The sequence below is a fragment of the Amycolatopsis sp. NPDC003861 genome (genome assembly GCF_053605405.1).
Genome location: NZ_JBSGJD010000127.1, coordinates 1 through 26729, shown reverse-complemented (window position 1 = coordinate 26729; position 26729 = coordinate 1). Strand labels below are relative to the sequence as shown.

The 26729-nt window shown below is 72.2% G+C and carries 26 protein-coding genes and 1 pseudogene; 13 read left to right on the top strand and 14 right to left on the bottom strand.

What is annotated here, in order from left to right:
* Positions 1-71 precede the first annotated feature (71 nt).
* Positions 72-857: an SDR family oxidoreductase gene (locus ACWEVN_RS27970; RefSeq protein WP_452053261.1), complete on the bottom strand. Its 786-nt coding sequence runs from the start codon at positions 855-857 to the stop codon at positions 72-74.
* A gap of 301 nt (positions 858-1158) precedes the next feature.
* On the opposite strand from ACWEVN_RS27970, the gene gltB reads away from it, so the two are divergent.
* From gltB to ACWEVN_RS27945, 5 genes are all read left to right on the top strand, one after another.
* On the top strand, positions 1159-5712 hold the full coding sequence (gene gltB / locus ACWEVN_RS27965; protein ID WP_452053260.1) for a glutamate synthase large subunit: 4554 nt from the start codon (positions 1159-1161) through the stop codon (positions 5710-5712).
* Positions 5705-7213: a glutamate synthase subunit beta gene (locus ACWEVN_RS27960; RefSeq protein ID WP_449682292.1), complete on the top strand. Its 1509-nt coding sequence runs from the start codon at positions 5705-5707 to the stop codon at positions 7211-7213. Before gltB ends, ACWEVN_RS27960 begins: the two co-directional genes overlap by 8 nt.
* A 162-nt stretch (positions 7214-7375) precedes the next feature.
* Positions 7376-8257, top strand: coding sequence for a trypsin-like serine peptidase (locus tag ACWEVN_RS27955; RefSeq protein WP_452053259.1), 882 nt, complete (start codon positions 7376-7378; stop codon positions 8255-8257).
* 82 nt (positions 8258-8339) lie between these two features.
* Positions 8340-9734 (top strand): alpha/beta hydrolase, encoded by a 1395-nt coding sequence (locus tag ACWEVN_RS27950; RefSeq protein WP_452053258.1) that lies wholly within the window; start codon positions 8340-8342, stop codon positions 9732-9734.
* A 39-nt stretch (positions 9735-9773) separates the two neighbouring features.
* Positions 9774-10085, top strand: a complete 312-nt coding sequence (locus ACWEVN_RS27945; protein ID WP_452053257.1) for a hypothetical protein — start codon at positions 9774-9776, stop codon at positions 10083-10085.
* Positions 10086-10095: 10 nt separating this feature from the next.
* On the opposite strand, the gene ACWEVN_RS27940 is transcribed toward ACWEVN_RS27945, so the two are convergent.
* Entirely contained in the window at positions 10096-10692 is a 597-nt protein-coding gene (locus ACWEVN_RS27940; RefSeq protein ID WP_449682296.1) for a hypothetical protein, read from the bottom strand.
* A gap of 24 nt (positions 10693-10716) precedes the next feature.
* On the opposite strand from ACWEVN_RS27940, the gene ACWEVN_RS27935 reads away from it, so the two are divergent.
* Complete coding sequence (locus ACWEVN_RS27935; RefSeq protein WP_449682297.1) at positions 10717-12108, top strand: class II 3-deoxy-7-phosphoheptulonate synthase; 1392 nt, start codon at positions 10717-10719, stop codon at positions 12106-12108.
* Here ACWEVN_RS27935 and ACWEVN_RS27930 read toward each other — a convergent pair.
* On the bottom strand, positions 12105-12305 hold the full coding sequence (locus ACWEVN_RS27930; protein ID WP_452053262.1) for a LuxR C-terminal-related transcriptional regulator: 201 nt from the start codon (positions 12303-12305) through the stop codon (positions 12105-12107). The two genes, ACWEVN_RS27935 and ACWEVN_RS27930, sit on opposite strands and share 4 nt — an antisense overlap.
* A gap of 261 nt (positions 12306-12566) precedes the next feature.
* Complete coding sequence (locus ACWEVN_RS27925; RefSeq protein WP_452053256.1) at positions 12567-12776, bottom strand: hypothetical protein; 210 nt, start codon at positions 12774-12776, stop codon at positions 12567-12569.
* Between the two features lie 95 nt (positions 12777-12871).
* On the opposite strand from ACWEVN_RS27925, the gene ACWEVN_RS27920 reads away from it, so the two are divergent.
* A complete protein-coding gene (locus ACWEVN_RS27920) occupies positions 12872-13033 on the top strand; it encodes a hypothetical protein (protein WP_452053255.1) in 162 nt (53 codons plus the stop codon).
* Here ACWEVN_RS27920 and ACWEVN_RS27915 read toward each other — a convergent pair.
* From ACWEVN_RS27915 to pknB, 5 genes are all read right to left on the bottom strand, one after another.
* Entirely contained in the window at positions 13030-14346 is a 1317-nt protein-coding gene (locus tag ACWEVN_RS27915; protein ID WP_452053254.1) for a wax ester/triacylglycerol synthase family O-acyltransferase, read from the bottom strand. The genes ACWEVN_RS27920 and ACWEVN_RS27915 overlap by 4 nt on opposite strands.
* 186 nt (positions 14347-14532) lie before the next feature.
* Entirely contained in the window at positions 14533-15237 is a 705-nt protein-coding gene (locus tag ACWEVN_RS27910; RefSeq protein ID WP_452053253.1) for a hypothetical protein, read from the bottom strand.
* A 136-nt stretch (positions 15238-15373) separates the two neighbouring features.
* Positions 15374-16870 (bottom strand): SPFH domain-containing protein, encoded by a 1497-nt coding sequence (locus ACWEVN_RS27905; RefSeq protein WP_449682302.1) that lies wholly within the window; start codon positions 16868-16870, stop codon positions 15374-15376.
* A 55-nt stretch (positions 16871-16925) separates the two neighbouring features.
* Entirely contained in the window at positions 16926-17114 is a 189-nt protein-coding gene (locus ACWEVN_RS27900) for a hypothetical protein (RefSeq protein ID WP_452053252.1), read from the bottom strand.
* 17 nt (positions 17115-17131) lie between these two features.
* On the bottom strand, positions 17132-19156 hold the full coding sequence (pknB, locus tag ACWEVN_RS27895; RefSeq protein ID WP_449682303.1) for a Stk1 family PASTA domain-containing Ser/Thr kinase: 2025 nt from the start codon (positions 19154-19156) through the stop codon (positions 17132-17134).
* A 103-nt stretch (positions 19157-19259) separates the two neighbouring features.
* Here pknB and ACWEVN_RS27890 point away from each other — a divergent pair, with 103 nt between their 5' ends.
* The 4 genes from ACWEVN_RS27890 to ACWEVN_RS27875 all read left to right on the top strand — a co-directional run bounded on the left by ACWEVN_RS27890 (position 19260) and on the right by ACWEVN_RS27875 (position 21258).
* Positions 19260-19628: an Rv2175c family DNA-binding protein gene (locus ACWEVN_RS27890; protein WP_449682304.1), complete on the top strand. Its 369-nt coding sequence runs from the start codon at positions 19260-19262 to the stop codon at positions 19626-19628.
* 46 nt (positions 19629-19674) lie between these two features.
* Positions 19675-20073: a hypothetical protein gene (locus ACWEVN_RS27885; protein ID WP_449682305.1), complete on the top strand. Its 399-nt coding sequence runs from the start codon at positions 19675-19677 to the stop codon at positions 20071-20073.
* Positions 20074-20079: 6 nt separating this feature from the next.
* Entirely contained in the window at positions 20080-20496 is a 417-nt protein-coding gene (locus ACWEVN_RS27880; RefSeq protein ID WP_452053251.1) for a hypothetical protein, read from the top strand.
* A 240-nt stretch (positions 20497-20736) separates the two neighbouring features.
* Complete coding sequence (locus ACWEVN_RS27875) at positions 20737-21258, top strand: CGNR zinc finger domain-containing protein (protein ID WP_452053250.1); 522 nt, start codon at positions 20737-20739, stop codon at positions 21256-21258.
* A gap of 4 nt (positions 21259-21262) precedes the next feature.
* Here the strand turns inward: ACWEVN_RS27875 and ACWEVN_RS27870 are convergent, their stop codons facing one another.
* From ACWEVN_RS27870 to merB, 5 genes are read right to left on the bottom strand one after another with little or no spacing between them, the layout of a single operon-like run.
* The gene (locus ACWEVN_RS27870) at positions 21263-22042 is read right to left on the bottom strand and encodes an LLM class F420-dependent oxidoreductase (protein ID WP_449682308.1); all 780 of its coding nucleotides are present in this window, start codon (positions 22040-22042) and stop codon (positions 21263-21265) included.
* A complete protein-coding gene (locus ACWEVN_RS27865; RefSeq protein ID WP_452053249.1) occupies positions 22039-22248 on the bottom strand; it encodes a hypothetical protein in 210 nt (69 codons plus the stop codon). The genes ACWEVN_RS27870 and ACWEVN_RS27865 overlap by 4 nt, the downstream gene beginning before the upstream one ends.
* Positions 22245-23717, bottom strand: a complete 1473-nt coding sequence (crtI, locus tag ACWEVN_RS27860) for a phytoene desaturase family protein (RefSeq protein WP_452053248.1) — start codon at positions 23715-23717, stop codon at positions 22245-22247. Before crtI ends, ACWEVN_RS27865 begins: the two co-directional genes overlap by 4 nt.
* A 1-nt stretch (position 23718) precedes the next feature.
* Entirely contained in the window at positions 23719-24810 is a 1092-nt protein-coding gene (locus ACWEVN_RS27855) for a polyprenyl synthetase family protein (protein WP_452053247.1), read from the bottom strand.
* A gap of 60 nt (positions 24811-24870) precedes the next feature.
* Positions 24871-25560: an organomercurial lyase gene (gene merB, locus ACWEVN_RS27850; RefSeq protein ID WP_449682312.1), complete on the bottom strand. Its 690-nt coding sequence runs from the start codon at positions 25558-25560 to the stop codon at positions 24871-24873.
* A gap of 49 nt (positions 25561-25609) precedes the next feature.
* On the opposite strand from merB, the gene ACWEVN_RS27845 reads away from it, so the two are divergent.
* Both ACWEVN_RS27845 and ACWEVN_RS27840 read left to right on the top strand, forming a co-directional pair.
* Entirely contained in the window at positions 25610-26494 is an 885-nt protein-coding gene (locus tag ACWEVN_RS27845; protein ID WP_449682313.1) for a methylenetetrahydrofolate reductase, read from the top strand.
* A 42-nt stretch (positions 26495-26536) separates the two neighbouring features.
* Positions 26537-26729 (top strand): annotated as a pseudogene (locus tag ACWEVN_RS27840) (DUF885 domain-containing protein); the annotation flags it as partial.

Here is a 26729-nt window from a genome sequence, read left to right as displayed (position 1 = left end):
GCACCGAACGCCACATTGGGTGCGCTGGACGCACCGAACGCCACATTGGGGCGCTCTGGACTGACGCCGGGTCAGAGGTCCGGCAGGCCCAGCTCGAGGTTCGGCGCCTGCAGCCCGCCGTCGACCTCGAGGATCTTGCCGGTGATGTACCCGCCCGCCCGGGACGCCAGGAACACCACCGTCGCCGCGATGTCCTCCGCCTCGCCGATCTTGCCCAGCGGGGTCGCGCCCTCCATCTTGGCGCGGAGCTCCGGGTTGCCCACCACGATCTCCAGGGCTGACGTCGCCACCGAGCCCACCGAGATGGCGTTCACCCGGACGCGAGGGGCGAGGTCCGCCGCCGCCAGGCGCGTGTAGTGGGCCAGGGCCGCCTTCGCCGTTCCGTACGCCGCGAAGCCCCGGCCCGCGAGGCGGCCCATGGCCGAGGAAATGTTGACCACCGAGCCGCCCGTCTCCAGCAGCGAGGGGGCCGCCGCCACCGTCAGCGCGTGGGCCGTCGCCACGTTGAAGCGGAACGCTTCCTCCATGAAGTCCACCGTCGACTCCAGCAGGGGCCGTGGGTACGTGCCGCCCACGTTGTTGACGACCAGGTCGAGCCGGCCGAACTCGGAGACCGCCGTCTCGGCCAGCGCGGCCGCCGCCTCCGGTGCGGACAGGTCACCCGGCACCGGCACGGCACGCCGGCCGGCCGCGGAAACCCGGGCGGCGACCTCGTCGAGCTGGGCGGCGGTGCGGGACGCGATCACCACGTCGGCGCCCGCTTCGGCGAGGGCCACGGCGGTGGCCGCGCCGATCCCGCGCCCGGCGCCGGTGACCACCGCCACCTGGTCGGTGAGCTTGAACCGATCGAGGATCATGCGGCGAAATGTAACACGTTCTAGTGACCGCGGACACAGCGAGCCGATCAGGTCACGTTAGACTTGACCGGAGTTTCCGGGCCGTATACTTAGCGGAACGAACTACCGGAAGCCCATCAGGAACTACGTCGTTCCGCGCAGCCAGATCGTTACCGTCCGACGCCGTCCGGGGCGCTCTGAGATGCTGCTGGCATGTTTCCCAGGTGTTAAAGTCGCGCTAACGAAGCGGGCCATCGTCGTCCCGTGCGCTCCCCGGCCGGTAGCCCGGTCCCGCACGAACAAGACGACGAAGGAGGTCCCGTTGATCTTCTCCGCCATGCCCGGCAAGCAGGGTCTGTACGACCCGGAGACCGAGCAGGACTCCTGCGGTGTGGCCATGGTGGCCGACATCCGCGGGCGCCGTTCCCACGGCATCGTCACCGACGGCCTGGCCGCGCTGACCAACCTCGACCACCGCGGCGCCGCGGGCGCCGAGCCCACCTCCGGCGACGGCGCCGGCATCCTGCTGCAGCTGCCCGACGCGCTGCTGCGCGCCGAGGCCGGCTTCGAGCTGCCCGCGTCCGACGAAGACGGCCACCACACCTACGCCGCCGGCATCGCCTTCCTGCCCCAAGACGCCGAGCAGCGCCGCAAGGCCGTGGGGCTGGCCGAACGCATCGCCGTCGAAGAGGGCCTGGAGGTCCTCGGCTGGCGCGAGGTCCCGGTCGACGCCGACCGCGCCGACATCGGCCCGACCGCCCGCTCGGTGATGCCGCACTTCGCCATGCTTTTCGTCACCGCCGACGGAAAATCCGGCCTCGAGCTGGACAGGCTGGCCTTCTGCCTGCGCAAGCGCGTCGAGAACGAGAGCGCGAACGCCGGCTGCGGCACGTACTTCCCGTCCCTGTCCTCACGGACGATCGTCTACAAGGGCATGGTGACGCCGGAGCAGCTGCCCGCGTTCTTCGCCGACCTGCGCGACGAACGCCTGGAAAGCGCCATCGCGCTGGTGCACTCCCGCTTCTCCACCAACACCTTCCCGTCGTGGCCGCTGGCCCACCCGTTCCGGTTCGTCGCCCACAACGGCGAAATCAACACCATCCGCGGCAACCGCAACCGCATGCGGGCCCGCGAGGCGCTGCTGGAATCCGACGTCCTCCCCGGCGACCTGTCCCGGCTGTTCCCGATCTGCTCGCCGGACGCGTCGGACTCGGCGTCCTTCGACGAAGTCCTCGAGCTGCTGCACCTGGGCGGCCGGTCGCTGCCGCACGCGGTGCTGATGATGATCCCGGAGGCGTGGGAGAACCACGCCACCATGAAGCCCGAGCGCCGCGCGTTCTACCAGTTCCACGCCAGTCTCATGGAGCCGTGGGACGGCCCCGCGTGCGTCACCTTCACCGACGGCAGCCTGGTCGGCGCGGTCCTGGACCGCAACGGCCTGCGCCCGGCGCGCTGGTGGCGCACGGCCGACGATCGCGTGGTCCTGGCCAGCGAGGCCGGCGTCCTGGACGTCGCCCCGAAGGACGTCGTCGCCAAGGGGCGCCTCAAGCCCGGCAAGATGTTCCTGGTCGACACGGTGGCCGGCCGGATCGTGGACGACGAAGAGGTCAAGTCCGCCCTGGCGAGCGAGCTGCCCTACGACTCGTGGCTGCACGCGGGCCTGCTTCAGATCGCCGAGCTGCCCGACCGCGACCACGTCGTGCAGAGCCACGACTCCGTGCTGCGCCGCCAGCTTTCCTTCGGCTACACCGAAGAAGAGCTCAAGATCCTGCTCGCGCCGATGGCCGAGAAGGGGGCCGAGCCGATCGGCTCGATGGGGTCGGACACCCCGCCCGCGGTGCTGTCGCAGCGGTCCCGGCTGCTCTACGACTACTTCAAGCAGAACTTCGCCCAGGTGACCAACCCGCCGCTGGACGCGATCCGCGAGGAGCTCGTCACCTGCATGGCGCGGATCATGGGCCCCGAGCGCAACCTGCTCGCCCCCGGCCCGGCGTCGTGCCGCCACCTGAAGCTGCCGTACCCCGTCATCGACAACGACGAGCTCGCCAAGCTCATCCACATCAACGACGACGGCGACCTCCCCGGCTTCGCCTGCAGCGTCCTTTCCGGACTGTACGAAGTGGACGGTGGCGCGGAAGCGCTCGCGGGCGCGATCGAGCGCGTCCGGCGGGAGGCGTCCGAGGCGATCGCGGCCGGTGCGCGCACACTCGTGCTGTCCGACCGCGACTCCGACCACCGGATGGCGCCGATCCCGTCGCTGCTGCTGGTCTCCGCGGTGCACCACCACCTGGTCCGCACCAAGGAACGCCTGCGCGTCGCGCTGGTCGTCGAATCCGGTGACGCGCGCGAGGTGCACCACATCGCGCTGCTGCTCGGCTACGGCGCCGCCGCGGTCAACCCGTACCTGGCCTTCGAGACCATCGAAGACATGATCTCCCAGGGCGCGGTCACCGGCATCGAGCCCGCCAAGGCCGTCCGCAACTACGTGTACGCGCTGGTCAAGGGCGTCCTGAAGATCATGTCCAAGATGGGCATCTCCACGGTCGGCGCGTACACCGCCGCCCAGGTCTTCGAATCCCTCGGCCTGAGCCAGGACCTGCTCGACGAGTACTTCACCGGGACGTCGTCGAAGCTCGGCGGCGTCGGCCTGGAGGTGCTCGCCGAAGAGGTCGCGACGCGCCACCGCCGCGCGTACCCGGAGAACCCGACCGATCGGGTCCACCGTGGACTCGAGACGGGTGGCGAGTACGCCTACCGCCGCGAGGGCGAGCTGCACCTGTTCACGCCGGAGACGGTGTTCCTGCTGCAGCACGCGTCCAAGACCGGCCGCGACGAGGTGTACCGCAAGTACACCGACGAGGTGCACCGCCTCTACCGCGAGGGCGGCACGCTGCGCGGGCTGTTCTCGTTCAAGGACGGCGTCCGCGAGCCGGTGCCGCTCGACGAGGTCGAGCCCGCCGAAGCGATCTTCAAGCGCTTCAACACCGGCGCGATGTCCTACGGCTCGATTTCGGCCGAGGCGCACGAAACCCTGGCCATCGCGATGAACCGCATCGGCGGCCGGTCCAACACCGGCGAGGGTGGCGAGGACCCGGAGCGGCTCTACGACCCCGAGCGCCGCAGCGCGATCAAGCAGGTCGCGTCGGGCCGCTTCGGCGTCACCAGCGAGTACCTGGTGAACGCGGACGACATCCAGATCAAGATGGCGCAGGGCGCGAAGCCCGGCGAGGGTGGCCAGCTGCCGCCGAACAAGGTGTACCCGTGGATCGCGCGGACCCGGCACTCGACGCCGGGCGTCGGTCTCATTTCGCCGCCGCCGCACCACGACATCTACTCCATCGAGGACCTGGCCCAGCTGATCCACGACCTCAAGAACGCCAACGAGCACGCCCGCATCCACGTGAAGCTGGTGTCCTCGCTCGGTGTCGGCACGGTCGCGGCCGGGGTGTCCAAGGCGCACGCCGACGTCGTGCTCATCTCGGGCCACGATGGGGGCACCGGCGCGTCCCCGATGAACTCGCTCAAGCACGCGGGCACGCCGTGGGAGATCGGCCTCGCCGAGACCCAGCAGACGCTGCTGCTCAACGGCCTGCGCGACCGGATCACCGTGCAGGTGGACGGCGCCATGAAGACCGGGCGGGACGTCGTCATCGCGGCGCTGCTCGGCGCCGAGGAGTACGGCTTCGCGACGGCCCCGCTCGTCGTCGCGGGCTGCATCATGATGCGCGTCTGCCACCTCGACACGTGCCCGGTCGGCGTCGCCACGCAGAGCCCCGAGCTGCGCAAGCGGTACACGGGCCAGGTCGAGCACGTGGTCAACTTCTTCAAGTTCGTCGCCGAAGAAGTCCGGGAAACGCTGGCCGCGCTGGGCTTCCGCACGCTGGACGAGGCCATCGGCCACACCGAGCTGCTGGACACCGACGAGGCCGTCGACCACTGGAAGGCGGCCGGGCTCGACCTGAAGCCGATCTTCGAGATGCCGTCGGAGACCCCGTACGGCGGCGCGAAGCGGCGCACCCGCGGCCAGGACCACGGCCTCGAGCACGCCCTGGACCGCACGCTCATCCAGCTCGCCGAGGCGGCCCTGGAAGACGCCCACCACGTCAACATCGAGCTGCCGGTGCGCAACGTCAACCGGACCGTCGGCACGCTGCTGGGCTCGGAGATCACCCGCCGCTACGGCGGCGACGGCCTGCCCGAGAACACCATCAACGTCAAGCTCACCGGTTCGGCGGGCCAGTCGCTCGGCGCGTTCCTGCCGCGCGGCATCACCCTCGACATGGTCGGCGACGCGAACGACTACGTCGGCAAGGGTCTCTCCGGCGGCCGGGTCGTCGTCCGCCCCGACCCGGAGGCGACGTTCGCCGCCGAGGCGCAGACGATCGCGGGCAACACGATCGCCTACGGCGCCACCGGCGGCGAGATCTTCCTGCGCGGCCAGGTCGGCGAGCGGTTCTGCGTCCGCAACTCGGGCGCCACGGTCGTCGCCGAAGGGGTCGGCGACCACGCCTTCGAGTACATGACCGGCGGCCGCGCGGTGGTGCTCGGCCCGACCGGGCGCAACCTGGCGGCCGGCATGTCCGGCGGCATCGCCTTCGTCCTCGACGTCGACGCGAAGAAGGTCAACCAGGACATGGTGGACCTGCTGCGCCCGACCGCCGACGACCTGGCGTGGCTCAAGAAAACCGTGCAACAGCACTACGATCTCACCCGCTCCGCGGTCGCGGCCTCGCTGCTCGGCGACTGGCCGCGCCGGTCCGTGGCGTTCACGAAGGTGATGCCGCGCGACTACCAGCGGGTCCTGGACGCGGCGAAGGCGGCGCGCGCTGCCGGCCGCGACGTCGACGAGGCGATCATGGAGGCCGCTCGTGGCTGACCCGACCGGTTTCCTGAAGTTCGAACGCGAAGAGCCCGCGAAGAAGTCCTATGAGGAAAGGCTTTCCTCGTGGGGCGAGGTCTACGCGGACGTCGACCCGAACGAGCGCAACGAGCAGGTGCGCAAGCAGGCGTCGCGGTGCATGGACTGCGGCATCCCGTTCTGCCACTCCGGGGGGTCCGGCTGCCCGCTGGGCAACCTGATCCCGGAGTGGAACGACCTGGTCCGCCGCGGCGACTGGGCCGCGGCGAGCGACCGGCTGCACGCGACCAACAACTTCCCCGAGTTCACCGGGAAGCTGTGCCCGGCGCCGTGCGAAGCGGGCTGCGTGCTGTCGATCTCGCCGGCCTCGGGCGGGCCGGTGTCGATCAAGCGCGTCGAGCAGACGATCGCCGACCAGTCCTGGGAAGCGGGCTACGTCCAGCCGCAGGTGTCCGAGGTGTCCAGCGGCCGCCGGGTGGCGATCGTCGGCTCCGGGCCGGCCGGGCTCGCCGCCGCCCAGCAGCTGACCCGCGCCGGGCACGAGGTGACGGTGTTCGAGCGCGACGACCGCCTCGGCGGGCTGCTGCGCTACGGCATCCCCGAGTTCAAGATGGAGAAGAAGGTCCTCGACCGGCGCCTGGCGCAGCTGCGCAAGGAGGGCACCCGGTTCGTGACGGGCTGCGAGGTGGGCGTCGACCTGTCGGTGGACGACCTGCGCGCGCAGTACGACGCGGTGGTCCTGGCGGTCGGCGCCCTGCGCGGCCGCGACGACACGACGACCCCGGGCCGCGAGCTGGCGGGCATCCACCTGGCGATGGAGCACCTGGTCCCGGCCAACAAGTACGTCGAGGGCGACGGCCCGCCGGCGATCGACGCCCGCGGCAAGCACGTGGTGATCATCGGCGGCGGCGACACGGGAGCGGACTCCTACGGAACGGCAACCCGCCAGGGCGCCCTGTCGGTGACCCAGCTCGACCAGTACCCGATGCCCCCCTCGGTGCGCGACGACGAGCGGTCGCCGTGGCCGACGTGGCCGTACATCCTGCGCACGTACGCGGCGCACGAGGAAGCGGGCGAGCGGAAGTTCGCGGTGGCGGTGCGCCGGTTCGTCGGGTCTTCCGAGGGGCGCGTCACGGCGGTGGAGCTGCAGCAGGTCCGCGTCCAGAAGGATCCCGCTTCCGGCCGTCGTGAGGTCATCCCGGTGAACGACGAGGTCGAGACGCTGCCGGCGGACCTGGTGTTGCTGGCGATCGGCTTCGAGGGCGTCGAGGAGATGCCGCTGCTCAACGGGCTGGGCCTTTCGTTGACTCGCAGGGGAACCCTGTCGTGCGGCGCGGACTGGCAGACGGAGACGCCGGGCGTGTTCGTCTGCGGTGACGCGCACCGGGGAGCCTCGCTGGTGGTGTGGGCGATCGCGGAAGGCCGTTCGGTGGCCAACGCGGTGGACACGTACCTGACCGGGGCGTCGGACCTGCCGGCCCCGGTGCACCCGACGGCGCTGCCGCTCGCGGTCGTCTGATCGGTTCGTTTCGGAGGCCCTCTCGCCACTGGTGAGGGGGCCTTCGCCGCGTCTTGAAAAGCGTTACGCCGAACGGTGGCTGTGCACTCTGTACACAGACAACTACTTTCGAGTAGCTGTGTCGCCTTTGCGACGATTCACTTCTGCGGAAGGTGGGGCGTCTTGAAGCACACGAAAACCGCGGTCATCACCGTCGTCCTCGCTCTCGCGTTCGCCCTGGTCGGGACCCCGGCCCAGGCGGCACCGAAACCCTTCTGGACGCCCGATGCCATGCGGGCGGCCGTCCCCATGGAGTCGCTCGTCAAAGCCCCGGAAGTCACGCCGAAAGACGTGGCCAAAGGGCAGAGCACGATCGTCCAGAGCATCCCGAACGGCGGGGGAACCTGGAGCGGCGGCGGCAAGGTCACGCAGACCGCCGGGCGGGTGTTCTTCCTGTTCAACGGCCAGAAAGCGTCGTGCTCCGGGGACGCCGTCACCAGCACCAACGGCAGCGTCGTCGTCACCGCCGGGCACTGCGTGAAGTACCAGGGCAGCTGGCACACCCAGTGGGTCTTCGTGCCCGGCTACAACAACGGCAACGCCCCCTACGGCCAGTGGACGGCGAAGACCACGCTCACCACGCCGCAGTGGGAAGCCAGTGAGGACATGAACTACGACGTCGGCATGGCCGTGGTCAACCCGCTCAACTCGCAGCGGCTCACCGACGTCGTCGGCGCGCAGGGCATCGCCTTCAACCAGCCGAAGAACCAGAACATGTACACCTTCGGCTACCCGGCCGCCGCGCCCTACGACGGGACGAAGCTGATCTACTGCAGCGGCAGCACCTTCACCGACTTCCTGCTGACCAAGGACCACGGCATGAACTGCAACATGACCGGCGGCTCCAGCGGCGGTCCGTGGTTCCTGTCGTTCAACGAGGGCACCGGCACCGGCGTGCAGGCTTCGGTGAACAGCTTCGGCTACACCTTCCTGCCCGGCTACATGTTCGGGCCGTACTTCGGCACCGACGCGCAGAACCTGTACAACCGCGCGCAAGCCGCTTGACCGCACGTCAGCCCAGGGGCGGAGCACGAGTTCCGGTCCCTGGGCTGACGTCCGCGCGCTGCGGGCAGGCCAGGCTCGGGGCATGCGGAAAATCCTGATCGCCCTGGTGTTCCTGCTCGCCGCGCCCCCGGCTGAGGCGGAGGCGGCACCACGACTCCAGTGGACGACCCCCTGCCCGGACTACGGCATGTCGCCGTCCCCGACGGCCGGCCTCGAATGCGCCACCCTGCGCGTGCCGCTCGACTACGCGCACCCGGACCGGACCATCGAGCTCACGCTCTCCCGGCACGCCGCCGCCCCCGGCAAGAAGCGCGGCGTGCTGCTGATGAACCCCGGCGGGCCGGGCAGTCCCGGGCTCGCCATGCCCGCCCAGCTGCTGCAGCGGATGGGCGGCTCCGGCCTGCCGGACGTCTACGACGTCATCGGGTTCGACCCCCGCGGCACCACCTACAGCACCCCGGTGACCTGCGGCATGACGACGCCGGAGGAGCGGGGCGCGGTCCTCGGACCCTATGCGGACGGGCCGCGGGACGTCCGCGCCACCGCGGCGAAAGCGCGGGCCGTGGCCGCGAAGTGCGGCAGTGCGTCCACAAAGGACCTCCTGCCGCACATGACGACCGCGAACACCGCCCGCGACCTCGACCGGATCCGGGAAGCACTGGGGGAGAAGAAGATCTCCTACTACGGTGTTTCCTACGGCAGCTACCTCGGCGCCGCCTACGCGTCGATGTTCCCGGCCCGCACCGACCGGATCGTGCTCGACAGCGTCCTCGGTCCGCGCGGCCTCGACGTCCGCGCCAACCAGCGCTTCGCGGAGGGCTTCGACGACCGCTTCCCGGACTTCGCCGCGTGGGCGGCCGAGCGCGACGACGTCTACCACCTGGGGCGGACGCCGGCCGCGGTCACGGCGAAGTTCTTCGAGCTCGCCGCCGTCCGCGGCCCGGAATTCCGCTCGAACACCTGGAACGGGCTCTACGACGACGCCTCCTTCCCCACCATGGCGCGGGACTGGGCGGGCGTCGCGCGAACGGCGGCCGGGCCGCTCGACGGCGACAACCACGCCGCACTCCAGCTCCAGGTGCTCTGCAACGACTCCGACTGGCCCGAGCAGGTCGGCTACTACCAGCACGCGGTCGAACGCGAACGGGTGCGGCACCCGATGTTCGGTCCGGCCGCGGCGAACGTGAACCCGTGCGCGTTCTGGCCCGTCGAGCGCGCCGAGCCGCCGGTGCGCGTCGGCGGCCCCGGCCCGGCGAACGTCCTGCTGGTGCAGAACCGGCGCGATCCGGCCACCCCGCTGTCGGGCGCGCGGGAGACGCGGGCGGCGTTCGGGGCCCGCGCGCGGATGATCACCGTCGACGCCGGCGGGCACGGCGTCTTCACGCGGGAAAACGCTTGCGGAAACGAAGCGGTGCTGGGCTATCTGCGTGACGGGGTCTTCCCGGCGGCGGACGGTTCCTGCCAGTCTGGGCGGTGAGGGGGATTTTTCCCCTCGGGGGAAATGAGGGGAAAAATCATGAAAAGAGTGCTGTTCTTCGTCGTGTCCGTGCTGGCCGCCGCCCTGCTGGCCGCCCCCGCGGCGTCGGCCCGGACCACGTTCTGCATTCCGGAAAGCCTCCGGCTGCTCGGCACGGACGGCAACGACCTCTGCCTCGGGGTGCCGACACCGTCGATCACACCGCCGTTCACCGCGTTCGCCGAACAAAACGGCAGTCAGAACACCTGGTGCCTGTACACCGGCCCGAAATACAGCGGATTGATGCTGCGGGTTCCGGCGTTCTCGAGCGCCACCGTGTTCGCGACGTTCGCCTCGGGGCGGCCCTGCTGAAGACCGGTGGTCAGGTCAAGGCGGTGAGCAGCGCCCAGTAGCCGCCCCCGCCGACGACGACCCCCATCAGCAGGCCGGCCAGCACCTCGGGAGTGGTGTGGTCGCGCAGCGCGACGCGTGACCACGCCACCCAGGCCGCGGGCAGGGCGAGCAGCAGGGCCCACGGTCCGTATGTCAGGGCCAGCACGACGACGGCGGCCGAGGCGACCGCGGCGTGCAGGGAGATCTTGAACTTCGCGCCGAACGTGATCGCCACCGCGACCAGCAGGCTCGCCAGCATCGACGCCGCCAGGGCGACCAGCTGCGCGGGTGCGCCCCCGGCCAGCAGCACGGCGAAGCCGAGGCCGAGCGACACCCCGGCGGCCAGCAGCGGCACCCGGCGGCCCGCCCGGTTCGTCACGTGGTGGCCGTCCCACCGGCCGCGCCGGGCCCCGCGGACGATCACCGCCATCGGGATCAGCGAGCCGGTGACCGAGATCAGCAGGCCCCAGCCGAGGGCCGGCAGCGGCCGGTGGCCGGTCGCGGCCCAGGCGACGGCGAGGGGCAGCGTGAGCACCCACACCCAGGGTGCCAAGACCTCGGTGGCAAACCTGGCGAAGCGGAGCACGGCGCAAACCTTATATTGGTCTGCGTGAACTGGACTGTGGACGTCCCCGTCGACACACTGCCCGAGCTGCCGCCGCTGCCGCCCGAACTGCGTCAGCGGCTCGACAAGGCACTGGCGCTCCCGGCCGCGCAACAGCCGGAGTGGCCGGACCCCGAGGCGACCCGCCGGGTCCGCGCCGTGCTGGAGAGCGTGCCGCCGATCACCGTCCCGCCCGAGATCGACCGCCTCAAGGGGCAGCTGGCCATGGTCGCCCGCGGCGAGGCCTTCCTCCTGCAGGGAGGTGACTGCGCGGAGACGTTCGAGTCCAACACCGAGCCGCACATCCGGGCCAACCTGCGCACGCTGCTGCAGATGGCGGTCGTGCTCACCTACGGCGCGAGCCTGCCGGTGGTCAAGGTCGGCCGCATCGCCGGGCAGTACGCGAAGCCGCGCTCGGCCGCGACGGACGCGCTGGGCCTGCCGGTGTACCGCGGCGACATCATCAACTCCCTGGTCGCCAAGCCCGAGCTGCGCGTGCCGGACCCGGGCCGGATGATCCGCGCCTACGCGAACGCGGGCGCCGCGATGAACCTGGTCCGCGCCCTCACCGCGGCCGGCATGGCCGACCTGCACCAGGTGCACGACTGGAACAAGGACTTCGTGTCGGCCTCGCCGGCGGCGCAGCGCTTCGAGTCGCTGGCCAACGAGATCGACCGCGGCCTGCGGTTCATGTCGGCGTGCGGCGTCACCGACACGTCGCTGCAGTCGACCGAGATCTTCGCCAGCCACGAGGCGCTGCTCCTCGACTACGAGCGCTCGATGCTGCGCCTGGACAACGCCGACGTGGCGAACCCGAAGCTGTACAACCTCTCGTCGCACTTCCTCTGGGTCGGCGAGCGGACCCGCCAGCTGGACGGCGCGCACATCGCGTTCGCCGAGCTGCTGGCCAACCCGATCGGGCTGAAGATCGGCCCGACGACCACGCCGGCGCAGGCCCTGGAGTACGTCGAGCGGCTCGACCCGCGCTTCGAGCCGGGCCGGCTGACGCTGATCGCGCGGATGGGCAACGGCAAGGTCCGCGAGGTGCTGCCGGCCATCGTGGAGCAGGTCGAGGCGTCCGGGCACAAGGTCATCTGGCAGTGCGACCCGATGCACGGCAACACCCACGAGTCGTCGACCGGCTACAAGACCCGCCACTTCGACCGCATCGTGGACGAGGTCCAGGGCTTCTTCGAGGTGCACAACAAGCTGGGCACCTACCCGGGCGGCATCCACGTGGAGCTGACCGGCGAAGACGTCACCGAGTGCCTCGGCGGCGCCCAGGAGATCTCGGACGTCGACCTGTCGGGCCGCTACGAAACGGCCTGCGACCCGCGGCTGAACACGCAGCAGTCGCTGGAGCTGGCGTTCCTCGTCGCGGAGATGCTCCGCGGCTAGACCGGGGCCAGGCCCGCGGTCCGGGCCAGGGTGAGCGCCCGCGCGCGGCCCCTGGCCCCCAGCTTCACGCTGATCACCGACACGCGGTTGCGCACCGTCTCGGGCGCAATCCCGAGGCGGCGCGCGATCACCGCGTCGGCGACACCGCCCGCGGCCGGCGCCAGGATCTCGCGGTCCCGCGGGCTGAGCTCCGGCAGCGGCGAGGCCGTCGCCGAACACGACCGCGCCGGCCGCGACGTTGCGGATCGCGCGCGCGACGTCGTCGTCCGGCTCGGTGAACACCAGGACCGGCACGCCGGCCCGGGCCGCCACCTCCGCGCCCAGCGCGAGGTCCCGCACCAGGACGTCCGGCCGGTGCTCGCGCACGGCCTCGATCGCTTCCGCGCCGGTCGCCGCGGTGGCCACCACCGTGACTCCGGTGGTGGCCATCGGGCAAGCTCCGGCCAGGACGACGGTGGTCACCCGCCGACCGGGACCGGCGGGCCCTGCCAGACGTTCCCGCGCGTCATCCGGCCGTCCTCGCCGGTCAGGCAGGTGACCCGGCATTCGTCGACGAGGAAGTCGCCGCCGTACCGGCGTGAGACGGGTTCGATCCGCTCTTCCAGCATCGTGCCGAACAGGAATTCGTAGCAGCCGCGGATCGCTTCACGGTCCCGCAGCTTCTCCATACTGGCGCGCCCTGGTCCGCGCGAACCTCGACCGCTGGTTCGAGCAAGGCGGCACCTCGGCGGAGGCGCCGGTCCGCGGCGAGAGCCGGATCCGCATGACCCGGCAGGTCCTCGAGCCCCTCGAAGGCAAGCTGCCGCCGGAGGAGCACCGCCGGTTGACGATGGCCCTGATGCTCGTCTACGGCGTCGAGGCGCTGATCGTCACCCGGGACGCGTGTCACCTCGAACCGGACGAGGCCACGGAGGTGATGCGTTAGGAGGCGTCGAGCAGCCGGGCGGCCGACTTGAGGACCGCGTCGCGCAGGGAACCCACGTCCGGCACCGCCGCGCCGTTGGCCTGCAGTCCGACGTGGACGGAATCCCGGTAGGTCGCGACCGCGATGCCCACCGCGTGGCGCGGGGCCAGCGGCACGAACGGGTAGACCTCCGCCAGCCGGGCGCCGTCGAGCGAGAGCCGGGTCGGGGGCAGCGGGACCGTGGTGATCACCAGGTCGAACAGCATCGGCGCGGCCTGGCCCGCGGTGCGGGTGCCCAGGCGGTGCAGCAGCGGCGGGACACGGCCGGCCAGCAACGGCAGCGCGCCGGCTCCGCGGCTCGGGCCCGCCGCCTTATTGCGGGTCATCGCCCTGCGGACCACCCGCAGCCGCTCGACCGGGTCGTCTTCGCCGACCGGCAGGTCGCAGAGGTAGCCCGAAAGCTTGTTGCCGCCGAGCTGGTCGGCTGCCCGGCCGCGCACGCTCACCGGGATCAGCGCGCGCAGCGTGCGGCCGTCGGCGCGCTGCCCGCGGTTCACCAGCCACTCGCGCAGCGCCCCCGACAGCACCGCCAGGACGACGTCGTTGGTCGTACCGCCGTGCGTGCGGCGCACCCGGCGCAGCTCGGTCAGCGGCAGCCGGACGAACCCCAGGCGCCGCTCGGCCGACGGCGGGGCCGACACCGGCGAGAGCGGCGGGCGCGCGGCCCGCACGAGCGACGACGCGATCCCGGCGGTCTCGTTCGCCTGGCCCCACACCGTGCCGAGCGCGTCCTTCACCGTGTCCAAAGTGGAGCGCGGCGCCGGGATCGGGCGGGCCGGCGCGGCGATCCGTTCGGGCAGCTTGACGCCGTCGAGCAGCCCGGCCGCGACCGCGTACGCGCCGGCGCCATCGGTGAGCGCGTGGTGCAGTTTCAACAGCAGTGCGAATTTCCCGTCCGGCAGCCCGGTGACGAGGGTCAGGTGCCACAGCGGCCGGGTCGTGTCGAGCGGCTCGGCGATCCACCGCGACGCGTACGCGGACAGAGGGTCCGGTTCGTACAGTGAGCTCAACACGACGTGGTGAATGTGGTCGCTCGCAACAAAACCGGGGTCGTCGCTCCAGCGGGCCGAGCCGGGCGGGAACAGTTCGGCGCGCGCCCGCTGGCGCAGCTTGGGCAGGCGGGCGGCCCGCTGCGCGAGCAACGCCGTCAGCGCGGCCGGGTCGAGGTGGCCGCGGGCGGTGAAGGTGACCACCGCGCCCATGTGCATCGGGGTGGTTTCGCTTTCCAGGCAAAGGAAAGCGACGTCGAGTGCGCTGAGCGGCGAGCCTGCCATGGGCGACCTTTCCGGGTTCGCGGGGGGCGCACGGCCACGTGCGTCGGAAGGGAAGGAACCCACTGCACCAGCCCGACATGACGGCCGGGTGGTCGAAGTGTTTCCACCACGCTAACGAGCGGCCCCGTTCATCCATTCGAGATACCCCGGGCCGCGGTGCCCGGGCTCACAGATCAAGAAGGCGGTTCATTCCCCCGGAGCAGGCCGGGAGGCGTCCGCCTGGGCGACCGGCGCCCCCCAATCAGGGGTGAGCGCCACCTGCTTGCCGACGCGGCGCACCGGCAGGCCGTTCACCTGCCGCCGGCCGAGTCCCGGCCAGATTTCCGCGGCGTCCTTCGCCGCGGAGCGGATCGCGCCGCCGTCGAGCGTCGTGCGGGTCTCCGGGATTTCGCGGTCCGTCCACTGCACGACCAGCTTGAGCGGGCCGGCCGAGGGGAGCGGCCACAGGAAGACCTCGTGCTCGACGGCGAACCGCGTGCCGCCGACCGGAGTGGCCCGCAGCACCGGGGCCTCCGGCTCGGACGCGGACGGCACCGAGATCGTCTCGGAGCTCGCCCGGCTGCCGTCGGCGTAGAGCACGCCGATCAGCAGCCCGTTGTAGTCGGGCTTGCGGCGGTGGTCGATCAGCCCCTCGGCGGGGTCGTCGACCAGGCTGTCCCGCGAGTACACCGTGACGCGCAGGGTCAGCGCCTCCGGCCACACCTCGATGGCCCGCAGCGCGACCACCGTGCGTTCGGAGCGGCCCAGCGGCTGCGCCCACGGCAGCACCGCCGGGACGATGTACTCGCGCGGGGGATCGGTCCAGTGCCGTCCGTTGAACGCGTAGAGCTCCTGCTCCGGGACGGGGAACAAGGGACGCTCGCGCGGACCGCCGGTGAAGAAGCTGCTCATCGGGCGGCCCGCGACACGCTGTCCGGCACCATGCGCCCACGGTAGGACAACCGCCCGGGAATTTCCGCCCCCGATCGGGCGTACGGCCCCTGCTTCCGGTGATCCCGGACACAAGGGCCGTACGCAGCGTGACTTGTCAATCGCTCAATTTGAGCTCGCCGTTGCGCCGGGCGGTCTCGTCTTCGGCCGGCTTGCCCATGGCGTCCATGAGCTGCCGGGCCAGGCCGAGACCGGTTCCGCCGAGCGAAAGGGCCTTGGCGAACATGTCGGACATGCCGTCGGCGCCGTTGAGCACGACCATGTGGTCGACGTTGCCGAACGCGCTCGCGCCCGCCTCGACGATCTCCGGCCAGCGCTCGGCCAGCTGCTGCGCGACGACGGCTTCCTGGTTCTCCGCCAGCGCCGCGGCGCGCGCCTTGATCGCGTCGGCTTCGGCCAGGCCCTTCGCGCGGGCCGCCTCGGCTTCGGCGAGGCCGCGGGCCTTCGCGGCTTCCGCCTCGGCGAGACCGCGGGCCTTGGCCGCGGCGGCCTCGGCCTCACCGGTCGCCCGGGTCGCGCCCGCCATCGCCTCGGCGCGGGCCTTGGTGGCCTGGGCCTCGGCCTCGGCGGCCGTCTTGACGCGGGTGGCGTCCGCCGCGGCCCGCAGCTCGGTCTCCTTCGCCTCGGCCTGGGCCTTGGCGATCGAGGCGTCACGGGCGGCGTCGGCGGTGGTGCGAGTGTCGTAGGCCTTCGCGTCGGCCGGCTTGCGGACCTGCGACTGCAGCCGCTGCTCGGCCAGCGCGGCCTCCAGCTCGGCGGCCCGGGTCTCCTGGACGACGACCTCCTGGCGCGCGGTCGCCTCGGCCAGCGGACCGGACTGCGACGCCTTCGCCCGCGCCTGGTCGACCTCGGCCTGGTAGCCGGCCTGCTGGATCTGGCTTTCGCGGACGGCGGCCGCCTTCTTCGCGGCGGAGACCTGCTCGACCTCGGCGGCCTCCTGGTCCCGCTGCGCCTCGGCGATGCGGGCCGACGCGGCGATCGCGGCGGCGTGCGGCTTGCCGAGGTTGAGGATGTACCCGGACTCGTCGTCGATCTCCTGGATCTGCAGCGAGTCGACGATCAGGCCGAGCTTGATCATCTCGGTGGCCGAGGACTGGCGGACCTCGCCGGTGAGCGCGTCCCGGTTGTGGATCATCTCCTCGATGGTCAGCCCGCCGACGATCGAGCGCAGGTGGCCGGAGAAGAGCTCGTGGATCGTGTCGTTCATGCCTTTCTGCTGGTCCAGGAACCGGCGGGCGGCGTTGGCGATCGAGGCGTAGTCGTCCCCGACCTTGTAGATGACCACGGCCCGCACGGTGACCGGCAGCCCCTGCTTGGTGACGCAGGAGACCTGCAGGTTGACCCCGCGCGTGTCCAGCGACAGCCGCCGCGCGGTCTGGAACCCGGGGATGACGTTCACCCCGCGGCCGGTGATGATCTTGAAGCCCAGGCTGTCCGCGGTCTCGGCCCGGTCGACGCGGACCCCGAGCCCGGAGATGATCAGCGCCTCGTTCGGTTCGGCGACCTTGTAGAGCAGCCGCAGGATCCCGAAGACGACGATCAGGACGGCGATGACGCCACCGGCCGAGACCAGCAGGATTTCGACGAAGCTCATGGCACCGACCCCCTCGCTTTTCGGTTGTGGGTGTGTTGGTGCCTCTTCGACGCCGTCAGCGGGTCAGCGGTTGCCACCGTTCGACATAAACCGTCCGCGGCGGTTCGAAGTCCACCACCAGCACCTGGGTGCCGGAGCTGAACGTCTCTTCCGGGTCCGCCGGGTACGCGTAGAACGCCTCGGTCCCGCCGCGGACGTTCAGCAGCACTTCGCCGATGAGGCCGGGGCCGATCGTGCCCGTCACGCGGCCTCGGCTGCCGATCATCCCCCGAAGCCCTTCAGCTTGACCTTGGAGTTCTTCGCCACGAACGTGCCCGGCTGCGGGTCCTGCTGGAACACGAAGTCGAACCCGCCGCCCCCGCCGTTGCCGCGCCCGCGACCGCCGTCGCGGTCGGCCTTGAGGCCCGCCTGCTCCAGGATCTTCTGGGCGTCCTCGAACGAGCGGAACCGGACGTCCGGCACCTGGACCGCGTTGTTGACGAACACGCCGATCCGCTTGGCCTTCGGCTGGGCGTTCGCCGGCGGGTCGGTCCGGGTGACCGCGCCGGCCGGGACGTCCTGCTTGAACTCCTCGCCCGCCTGGAACGGCTCGAACCCGGCCTGCTGCAGCAGCTGGAAGGCCTCGTCCTTGGGCCGGCCGGTGACGTCCGGGACCGGCGGCAGCGGGATCGGGCCCTTGGACACGATGATCGTGACCTGCCCGCCGATGGTCAGCTGGCTGCCCGCCGACGGCGTCGTGCGGATGACCGCGCCCTGCGGGACCTCGGCGTCGAAGTCGTCGCCGCCGCGGACCGGGGTCAGCTGCGACGCCTTGATCGCCTGCTCGGCGTCGGCGAGCGCGGTGCCCGGCTGGATGTCCGGCACCTGCGGGCGGCCCTTCGACAGCACCACCGAGACCGTCGCGTTCGGCGACAGCGTGGTGCCCTCGGCCGGGTCCGCGCGCAGCACCGTGTTCGACGGCGCGGTGTTGTCGTACTCCTGGCTGAACTGCGGGTTCAGCTTCACCGCCCGCAGCGCGTCGCCGGCCGCGGCCTGGTTCAGCCCGACCAGCTTCGGCACCCGCGCGGTCTTGTCGCCGCCGGTGTCGGTGAGGATGAACGCGAACGCCCCGATCAGGCCGCCGAGCAGCAGCACCGCGGCCGCGATGACGAGGATCCTCTTGCGGTTGTCCTGCGGCGGCTTCTCCGGCTCGGGCCGGCTCCGGCGCCGCGGCGGGGGCGGCGCCACGGGCGGCACCCGGGTGGTCGCCGGCCCGGCGGCGTGGCTCAGCGCCCGCGTCACGTCCGGGCGGTGCACCGGCATCGTCTTCTCGGTGTCCGGCACCTGCGGGATCCGCGGCAGCGTGCGCTCGGTGTCGGCGAGGTCGCCCTGGCCGTGGGACACCGGGATCGGCACGGTCACCGGCAGCAGGCCCAGCTGGGCGCGCACGGCGGTCAGCTCGGTGAGGAACTCCCCGGCGTCGGCCGGCCGCAGCTGCGGGTCGCGGCGCGTCGCCCGGACGACCAGGTCGTCGAGGGCGGGCGGCAGGTCCGGGCGCAGCCGGCTCGGCGGCGGCACGTCGTCGTTCACGTGCCGGTAGGCGACCGAGATGGCCGTGTCCCCGGTGTAGGGGACCCGGCCGGTCAGCATTTCGTAGAGCAGGATCCCGGCCGAGTAGACGTCGCCGCGCGCGGACGCCGCGCCGGTTTCGACCTGCTCGGGGGCGAGATAGGCGACCGTGCCGAGGATGACGCTCGAGCTGGTCGTGCCCGCGCTCGCCACGGCCCGCACCAGGCCGAAGTCCGCGACCTTCACCGCACCGCCGGTGTGTTGCCCGACCCGGCCGATCAGCACGTTCTCCGGCTTCACGTCCCGGTGCACCAGCCCGGAGGCGTGCGCGGCGGCCAGCGCCGACAGCACCGGCTCGGCGACGCTCAGCGCCACCGCGACGTCCAGCGGGCCCTCGTCGTCCAGCAGGTCGCGCAGCGTCCCGCCGTCCACCAGCTCCATCACCAGGAAGGCCAGGCCCGACTCGGCACCCGGCGGCAGGTCGAAGCCCTGGTCGTGCACCGCCACGACGTGCGGGTGGTGCAGCTGCGCCGCCGACTGCGCCTCGCGCACGAACCGGTCGACGAACGACCGGTCGTCGGCGAAGCGCGGGTCCATGATCTTGATCGCGACCGGACGGTCCAGCCGGGTGTCCGTCCCCCGATAGACGGAAGACATTCCGCCGTGGGCGAGCAGCCGGTCCACCCGGTAGCGCCGCTCCAAGAGCGTGCCGACCAGGCTGGGTTGGGTGCGTGTCACGAGTATGGATCGTACGGAATCGGCCACGCGTCGTGGAGGAGACCTCGCGGGTCACCCGTGCGCACTAGCGGGTGAGGGGACGAAATGTGGCACAGTGTCACCTGTGAGTGGGATTCCTGTCGCCGAAGACATCCTCGACACCGCCATCGCGGTCCTCCCGTTGACGGAGGTGGCGACCGTCCTCGGGACTTCGGCCAACAAGGTCCGGCAGATGCTGCGCGACGGGCAGCTGATCGCGCTGAAGCGCGGCGGCGAACTGTGCGTGCCCAGCGATTTCTTCGTGAAGGACGGCGTCGTCAAGGGCCTGACCGGCACGATCACCGTGCTCGCCGATTCGGGGTTCTCCCGGACCGAGATGCTGCGGTGGCTGTTCACCGCGGACGACACGCTGCCCGGGAGCACGCCCATCAACGCCCTGCGGACCAGCCACGGCACCGAGGTCAAGCGGCGCGCCCAGGCGATGGCGTTCTGACCTGCTGATACAGCTCGCCGCGGCGATCAGCTGAACAGCCGCCGCGGTGATCAGGCACGCCGGCAGCGACCACGCGGCGAGCGGGCCGGCCAGCGCCGCGCCCGCGGCCAGCCCGGTGATCTTCACGCTCGCCGCCGTCGTGAACACCTGCGCGCGCACGTGCTCCGGCGCCTCCCGGTGGCGGATCGCGAACAACGCCGTGAGCTGCGGACCTTCGGCGAACCCGGCCAGCACGGCCGCGACGACGACGCCGTGTCCGGTCGCGGCCACGAGGCAGCTCGCCGCCAGCAGGAGCGTGCTCAGCCAGACGATCCGGTCGGGCGTCCACGGCAGCGGCTTCTTCGCGAAGACGGCGTTGGCCAGCAGGGAGGCCACGGCCAGGACGGCCAGCAGCAGGGCGCCGTCAGCCGGGCCACGCAGGTACGCCGCGCCCAGCAGGGGGTAACACACGGTGACCGTCCCGATCCCCGCGCAGGAGATCGTCGAGGCGACGGTCGCCCGTCGCAGCGGCGCGTTGCGGACGAGGACCCGGAGGCCGTCCTTGAGGCGTGACTTCTTCGGCGTCCGCTCCGGCAGGAGCCACGCGACGGGAATCGCCGCGGCGACCATGCCGACCGCGACGACCAGGCCGGCCGGGCCGCCGAGCAGCCCGGCGAGCCCGGGCCCGGCGAGGGCGGCGGCGGTGAACGTCATGGCGTCGAGCCGGCTGGCTTTCGGCAACGCGGGCCCGGCGACGGTGGGCAGCTGCGCGGTCCACCCGCCGGCGATGGCGGGGTTGAGCAGCCCGGCGACGACCGCCACCCCGGCCACGGCGGCCAGCGGCAGGTGCCCGAAGAGGGCACTGACCAGCGCGAGCCCGCCCGCGTAGCCGCCCAGCGCGACGGCGAGCAGCCGCCCGGGGTGAGCGCTGCGATCGAGCAGGGCGCCGAACCCGGGCCCGCCCACGGCGGCGGCCGCGGTCAGCCCGGCGAGCAGAGCGGCCCCGGCGTGCGGGCCCGCGGTCATCCCGAGCAGCAGCAAGGCGGGCCCGGACAGCTCGTCACCGGTCCGGGCGAGCGTCGCGCCGAGGAGGTAACGTCTTATCACTGTCGAGACGTTACAGTGGGGCATGGCCTTCCCGCACCGGGATTCCGTGCAGCGCGCTGTCGACCTGCTGAACGTCCTGCTGATCCCGTCCCCCGACCCGGCCGCGGTGGCGCAGGTGCTGCGCGACCACGGCGAACCGGAGGTCGCGCTGTCCCCGGAGGACATCGCGGAACTGCGGGCGGCGGCTCTTGAGCTGCGCGAAGTGTTCGCGGCGCGCGACGTCGCTTTGGCGGCTTCGGTGCTCAACGCGTTGTTCGCGGCGTACGCGGGCCCGCCGCGCCTGACGAACCACGAAGAGGGCTACGGCTGGCACCTGCACGCGGACGCGGCCGACGACGGGCCGTGGGGAGCGTGGCTGGTGACGTCCTCGGCCCTGGGGCTGGCGTCGCTGCTGGCGGAGCGCCAGGGCGTGCCGGGCGGGCTGTGCGCGTCACCGACGTGCGGGAAGCCGTTCGCCCACACGGGCGGGGGAAGCCCGCGGAGGTACTGCTCGCCCCGGTGCGCGACGCGGGAGCGGGTCGCCGCGCACCGGGCGCGCGGGTGAAGCGTCAGCCCTGGTTCTTGTCGCGCCAGGCGATCCAGGACTTCAGCGCGTCGAGGTCGTAGTCCGGGCCGCCGACGCCGACGGTGAACGTCGTGACGCCCAGCTCCAGGAGCTTCGGCCCGAGCTCGTCCGGGTCGCCCTGGACGCCGCACGAACGCTCGATCTCGGCCGGGTCGCGGCCGACGTCCGCGCAGTGCTGGTCGAGGATCTTGACCTTGCGGCCGACGACCTCCGGGTCGCCGAAACCGTGCCAGATGTCGCCGTGCTTGGCGACCAGCTTGAGCGTCTTCTTCTCGCCGCCGCCGCCGATGAGCACCGGGATCTTGCGGGTCGGCGCCGGGTTCAGCTTGCCCAGGCGCGACTCGATGCGCGGGAGGGACTCGGCGAGGTCGTCGAGCCGGCCGCCGGCGGTGCCGAACTCGTAGCCGTACTCGTCGTAGTCCTTCTCGAACCAGCCGGAGCCGATGCCGAGGATGAGCCGGCCGCCGGAGATGTGGTCGACCGTGCGGGCCATGTCGGCCAGCAGCTCGGGGTTGCGGTAGCTGTTGCAGGTGACGAGCGCGCCGATCTCCACCCGGGACGTCGACTCCGCCCACGCGCCGAGCATCGTCCAGCACTCGAAGTGCTTGCCCTCGGGCTCGCCGTACAGCGGGTAGAAGTGGTCCCAGTTGAAGACGATGTCGGCTCCGAGGTCTTCGGCGGCCGACGCGGTGCGCCGGATGCTGTCGTAGTCGGCGTGCTGCGGCTGGAGCTGCAGGCCGATCCGGATGCGTCGTTGGGTCATGATCGCAGCCTACGACCGCCGCGGAACGTCTCGCGCGCCCAGACCGTGGCCGATGGGGGTAGTGCGACCACCAGTCTCCGCGACTTCGGCGCCACCGCCCGCCGCCGCGCGACGAAGTGCGCCATCGCCGCCCGGATCCGCGGGTCGGGCCGCCGGGCCTCGAGCAGCGACCGCGAAACGCCGAACGCCGCGTCGAGTTCGTTCACCGGCCGGTGATCCGGTCCGCCGCCAGCCGGCCGGAGATGAGCACCGGCGGGATGCCGACGCCGGGCGTGGTGCCGCAGCCGGCCAGCACGACGTTCCCGGCCGCGCGGACCAGGTTCGTCGGCCGGAACGGGCCGGTCTGGGTGAACGTGTGCGCCAGCGAGAACGGCGTCCCCGCGGTGAGCCCGCGCGCCGCCCAGTCCGCCGGGGTGATCGTCTCGTCGACGCTGAACTCGCCGCCGAAGCCGGTCAGCCCGCGCGCCTCCAAGGTCCGCAGCAGCTCTTCGCGGTACGGCCCGCGGACGCGCTCCCAGTCGATCGGCCCGCGGCGCAGGTTCGGCGCGGGCGCGAGCACCGAGACGATCTCGCCGCCGCGCCCGGCCAGCCCCGGGTCGGTCGCCGTCGGCCGGGTGACCAGCAGCGACGGGTCGCTCATCAGCTTGCCCTCGCGGATGATCTCGGCGAACGTCCGCTCCCAGGCGCCGCCGAAGAAGATCGTGTGGTGCCCGAGGTCCCACTTTTCGCCGGTCCGCCCGTGCAGGACCACGGCCGACGGCGAATAGCGCAGCGGCAGCGGGCGCCGGGGCCGCGCGCCGAGGAGCCGGTAGGCCGTGCCGAGCTCGGTGGCCAGCACGACGGCGTCGCAGGCGATCCGCTCGCCCGAGCGCGTCCGGACCGCGCGCACCCGCGAGTTCACCCGTTCGAGCCAGGCCGCTTCGGTGCCGAACCGGACGTCCGCGCCCGCTCGCGCGGCCGCGCCGGTCATCGCCCGGCCGATCTCGCCCATCCCGCCTTCGGGGTAGTAGACGCCGCCGACGGTGTCCATGTAGGCGATGACGCCGTACGCGCCGATCGCGCGAGCCGGGTCGAGGCCCGCGTAGAGCGCCTGGAAGGTGAAGAGCCGCCGCACCCGCTCGTCGAGCAGGTACCGCCCGACCCGCGGCCCGAGCCGCCCGAAGCCGCCCAGCGCCGCAAGGCGGGCCAGCTCGGGGCGAGCGAGGTCGAGCGGCGAGTCGAAGTTCGCGGCCAGGAAGTGGTCCTTCTGCGCCGTGTACAGGTCGGTCAGCCAGCGGCGCAACGCCCGGTAGCCGGCCGCTTCGCGGGCGCCGGCGAAGGCGCGGATTTCGGCTTCCATCGCGTCGCCGTCGGTGCGCAGCGCCAGAGAGCTGCCGTCGGCGAACCGCGCCCGGTACGCCGGGTCGAGCCTGGTCAGACGCAGGTTCTTGGCCAGCGGCTCGCCGACCGCGGCGAACGCCTCTTCGAGCAGCTCCGGCATGGTGAGCACGCTCGCGCCGGTGTCCACGGCGTTGCCGTCGAAGCTCTGCTGCCCGGCCCGGCCGCCCGGGACGTCCGCCTGCTCCAGCAGCGTGACCTGCCGTCCCGCGCCGAGCAGGTGCAGCGTCGCCGAGAGGCCGGCCAGCCCGGCGCCGATGACGACGACGTGGTCGGCGGGCCCCCTGCTCGTCCGCACGTCAGTACGTCCGCTGGGTGGCCTTGACGACCAGCCCGGTCAGCGCCGCGGGCGCGGGCTCGGCCAGGTGCGCGCGGTCCAGCGCGGCCATCGCCGCCGTCGTCAGCTCGTCGATCCGGCGCTCGACCGCGTCGACCGCGCCGACCTGCTGCAACGCCATCCGGACGGTCTCGACGCTTTCGTCGGACAGGTCCGCGTCGCCGATCGCGTCCGCGATCACCGTGGCCGCGGCCCGCTCGCCCGTTTCGGCGGCGAGCTGCAGGCCGAGCGCGACGAGCAGGGTGCGCTTGCCCTCGCGCAGGTCGTCCCCGGCGGGCTTGCCGGTGACCGACGGGTCGCCGAAGACGCCGAGCAGGTCGTCGCGCAGCTGGAACGCCACGCCGACCTCGCCGCCGAACTCCAGCAGCGTGGCGATCAGTTCCGGCGACGCGCCGCCGAGCGCGGCGCCCAGGTGCAGCGGCCGCTGCACGGTGTAGGCGGCGGTCTTCAGCCGGTCGATCTTGAGCGCGGCCTCGACCGAGGCGTCGCCGGTGGCCTGCGTGCGGACGTCGAGGTACTGCCCGGCGAGGACTTCGGTGCGCATCGCGCGCCAGGCCGGGCGGGCCGCGGCGAGCGTCGCGGCGGGCAGCGGCGCGTCGGCGAACATGTCGTCGGCCCAGGCCAGCGCCAGGTCGCCGACCAGGACCGCGGTGGCCAGGCCGAACGTCGTGGGCGAGCCGAGCCAGCCGCGGTCGGCGTGCAGCTTCGCACCCGCGATGTGCACCGTCGGGTTGCCGCGGCGGGAGTCGGAGGAGTCGATGAGGTCGTCGTGGATCAGCGCGCACGCCTGGATCAGCTCCAGGCTGGACACCGCCTGCAGCACGCCTTCGGCGTCCGCGCCCGCCGGGTCGCCGCCCGCGCCGCGCCAGCCCCACCAGGCGAACGTCGGGCGCAAGCGTTTGCCGCCGCCCAGCACGAACCCGCGCAGCGCGTCGATCCCGGCGGCCACGGTGGGCTCGGTGTCGAGGATCGCGGTGCCCGCCCGGTCGAGGAACCCGGCCAGCGCGCGCTCGACGTGGGCGGGCAGGTCACTGTCGGCGACGGGCGCGTTCATCCCGCCATCCTCGCCGAACCCGCGGGGGCACGGCCCGCCGGGGCTCCCGGATGTGGTGAATCAGACTCCGGCCGTGGCGGCCCAGAACGGACCGGTGAGGCCCGCTTCGGCGAAGTAGGCGACGGCGTCGTGCGGTTCGCGCCGCCGGTAGCCGCGCTCCAGCCGGCCCGCGTACCAGCCGCGCGCGAGCCGCCAGAGGGTGACCAGGTCGAGCACGGACCCCTTGGCCTGCCCGGTTTCCGCCAGCCAGGCGTCCACACAGGACTCGCAGCAGAAGAGGCGCTGGTGCGCGCACGTGTGCAGCACGTCGTCCCACATCCGCGCGGCGGGCACCAGGAAGTGCGCCACCTGCGCGCCTTCCGGCGGCCCCGCGCGGTTCACGACCAGTGCGTGCGGCTGCCCGCACCCGGGGCAGCGGGTCGCCACGAGCACTTCGGGCTCGGTGTCGACCAGGTGCGGGATCGCGAAGGAGTCCCACGCGCAGCCGCCCCACCAGAGCGTGTTCGAGCCCATCACGGAGAAGCCGAGCGACTTGGCCGCGAACGGGTGGGCCAGCACGACGTGCTCGCACTCGTCGAGCACCAGGTGGTGGGCATCGGCGAGGCGGTGCAGCGCCTGCTTGGCCACGGCGAGCGACCCGCCCGCGGCGTCGGCCAGCTCCGGCCCGGTCGGCGCGCGGCCGCGGCCGGCGAAGGCGTGGTAGACGGCCAGGCGCACGTCCTCGTCCCAGCTCGCGTCGTCATCCCTCATCGCTCACTCCTGTATCGAGTCTAGAGCCGGGACCCTTAACATTCGAGGTATGACGTCGGTGATCGAGCGGTTGCGAGGAGACGGGCCGAAGTTCTCCATCGAGTTCTTCCCGCCCCGGGACACGGCGGACGAGGCCGTCCTCTGGAAGGCCATCCGGGAACTCGAGCCGTACGACCCGGCCTACATGTCGATCACCTACGGGGCCGGCGGCTCCAGCCGCGACGGCACGGTCCGCAGCATCGCCCGCGTCGCGACCGAGACGACGCTGGTGCCGATGGCGCACCTGACCGCGGTCAACCACTCCGTCGCCGAGCTGCGGAACGTGATCGGCTGGTACGCCTCGGTCGGCGTCCGCAACATCCTCGCGCTGCGCGGCGACCCGCCCGGCGACGTCTACGGCGAGTGGATCCCGCACCCCGAGGGCCTCACCTACGCCGAAGAGCTGGTGCAGCTGGTCCGCGAGCTGGGCGACTTCTGCGTCGGCGTGTCGGCCTATACCTACGGCCACCCGCGCTCGTCCGACCTCGAGTCGGACACGAAGTACCTGGTCCGCAAGCTGCGCGCGGGCGCGGACTTCGCGATCGCCCAGCTGTTCCACGATCCCGAGGACTTCCTGCGCCTGCGCGACCGGGTGGCCGCGACCGGCTGCGACGTGCCGGTGCTGCCCGGCGTGATGCCGCTGACGACCATGCGGACCCTGCAGACGACGATCAAGCTCTCCGGCGCGCCGGCCCCCCGCAAGGTCCTGGACCGGCTCGAACCGCTGGCCGACGACCCCAAGGCGTTCCGCGCGGCGGGCATCGACGTCACCACCGAGCTGTGCGAGAAGCTGATCGCCGAGGGCGTGCCGAACCTGCACTTCTACACGTTCAACCGCTCGAAGGCGACGCGCGAGGTGATCGCGCGATTGGGTCTCGTCCCGGCCCGTGCTTAAGTACGTACCACCGGGTACGGGTGGCCCGGTAGCGTGCCCTGCATGGCTTCTACTGCTTCCGAAGGCGTGCACGAAACCTGTGACCGGTACGTCGACGACTACGCGGCCGCCGACCCGGTCGCGGCGACCGCGCACGGCATCGCCGGCCACGACCACCGGCTGACCGACTACTCGGCGGAGGGGTACGCCGAGCGCGCCGGCCTGGCCGCGCGGGCGCACGCCGCCGTCACCGCCG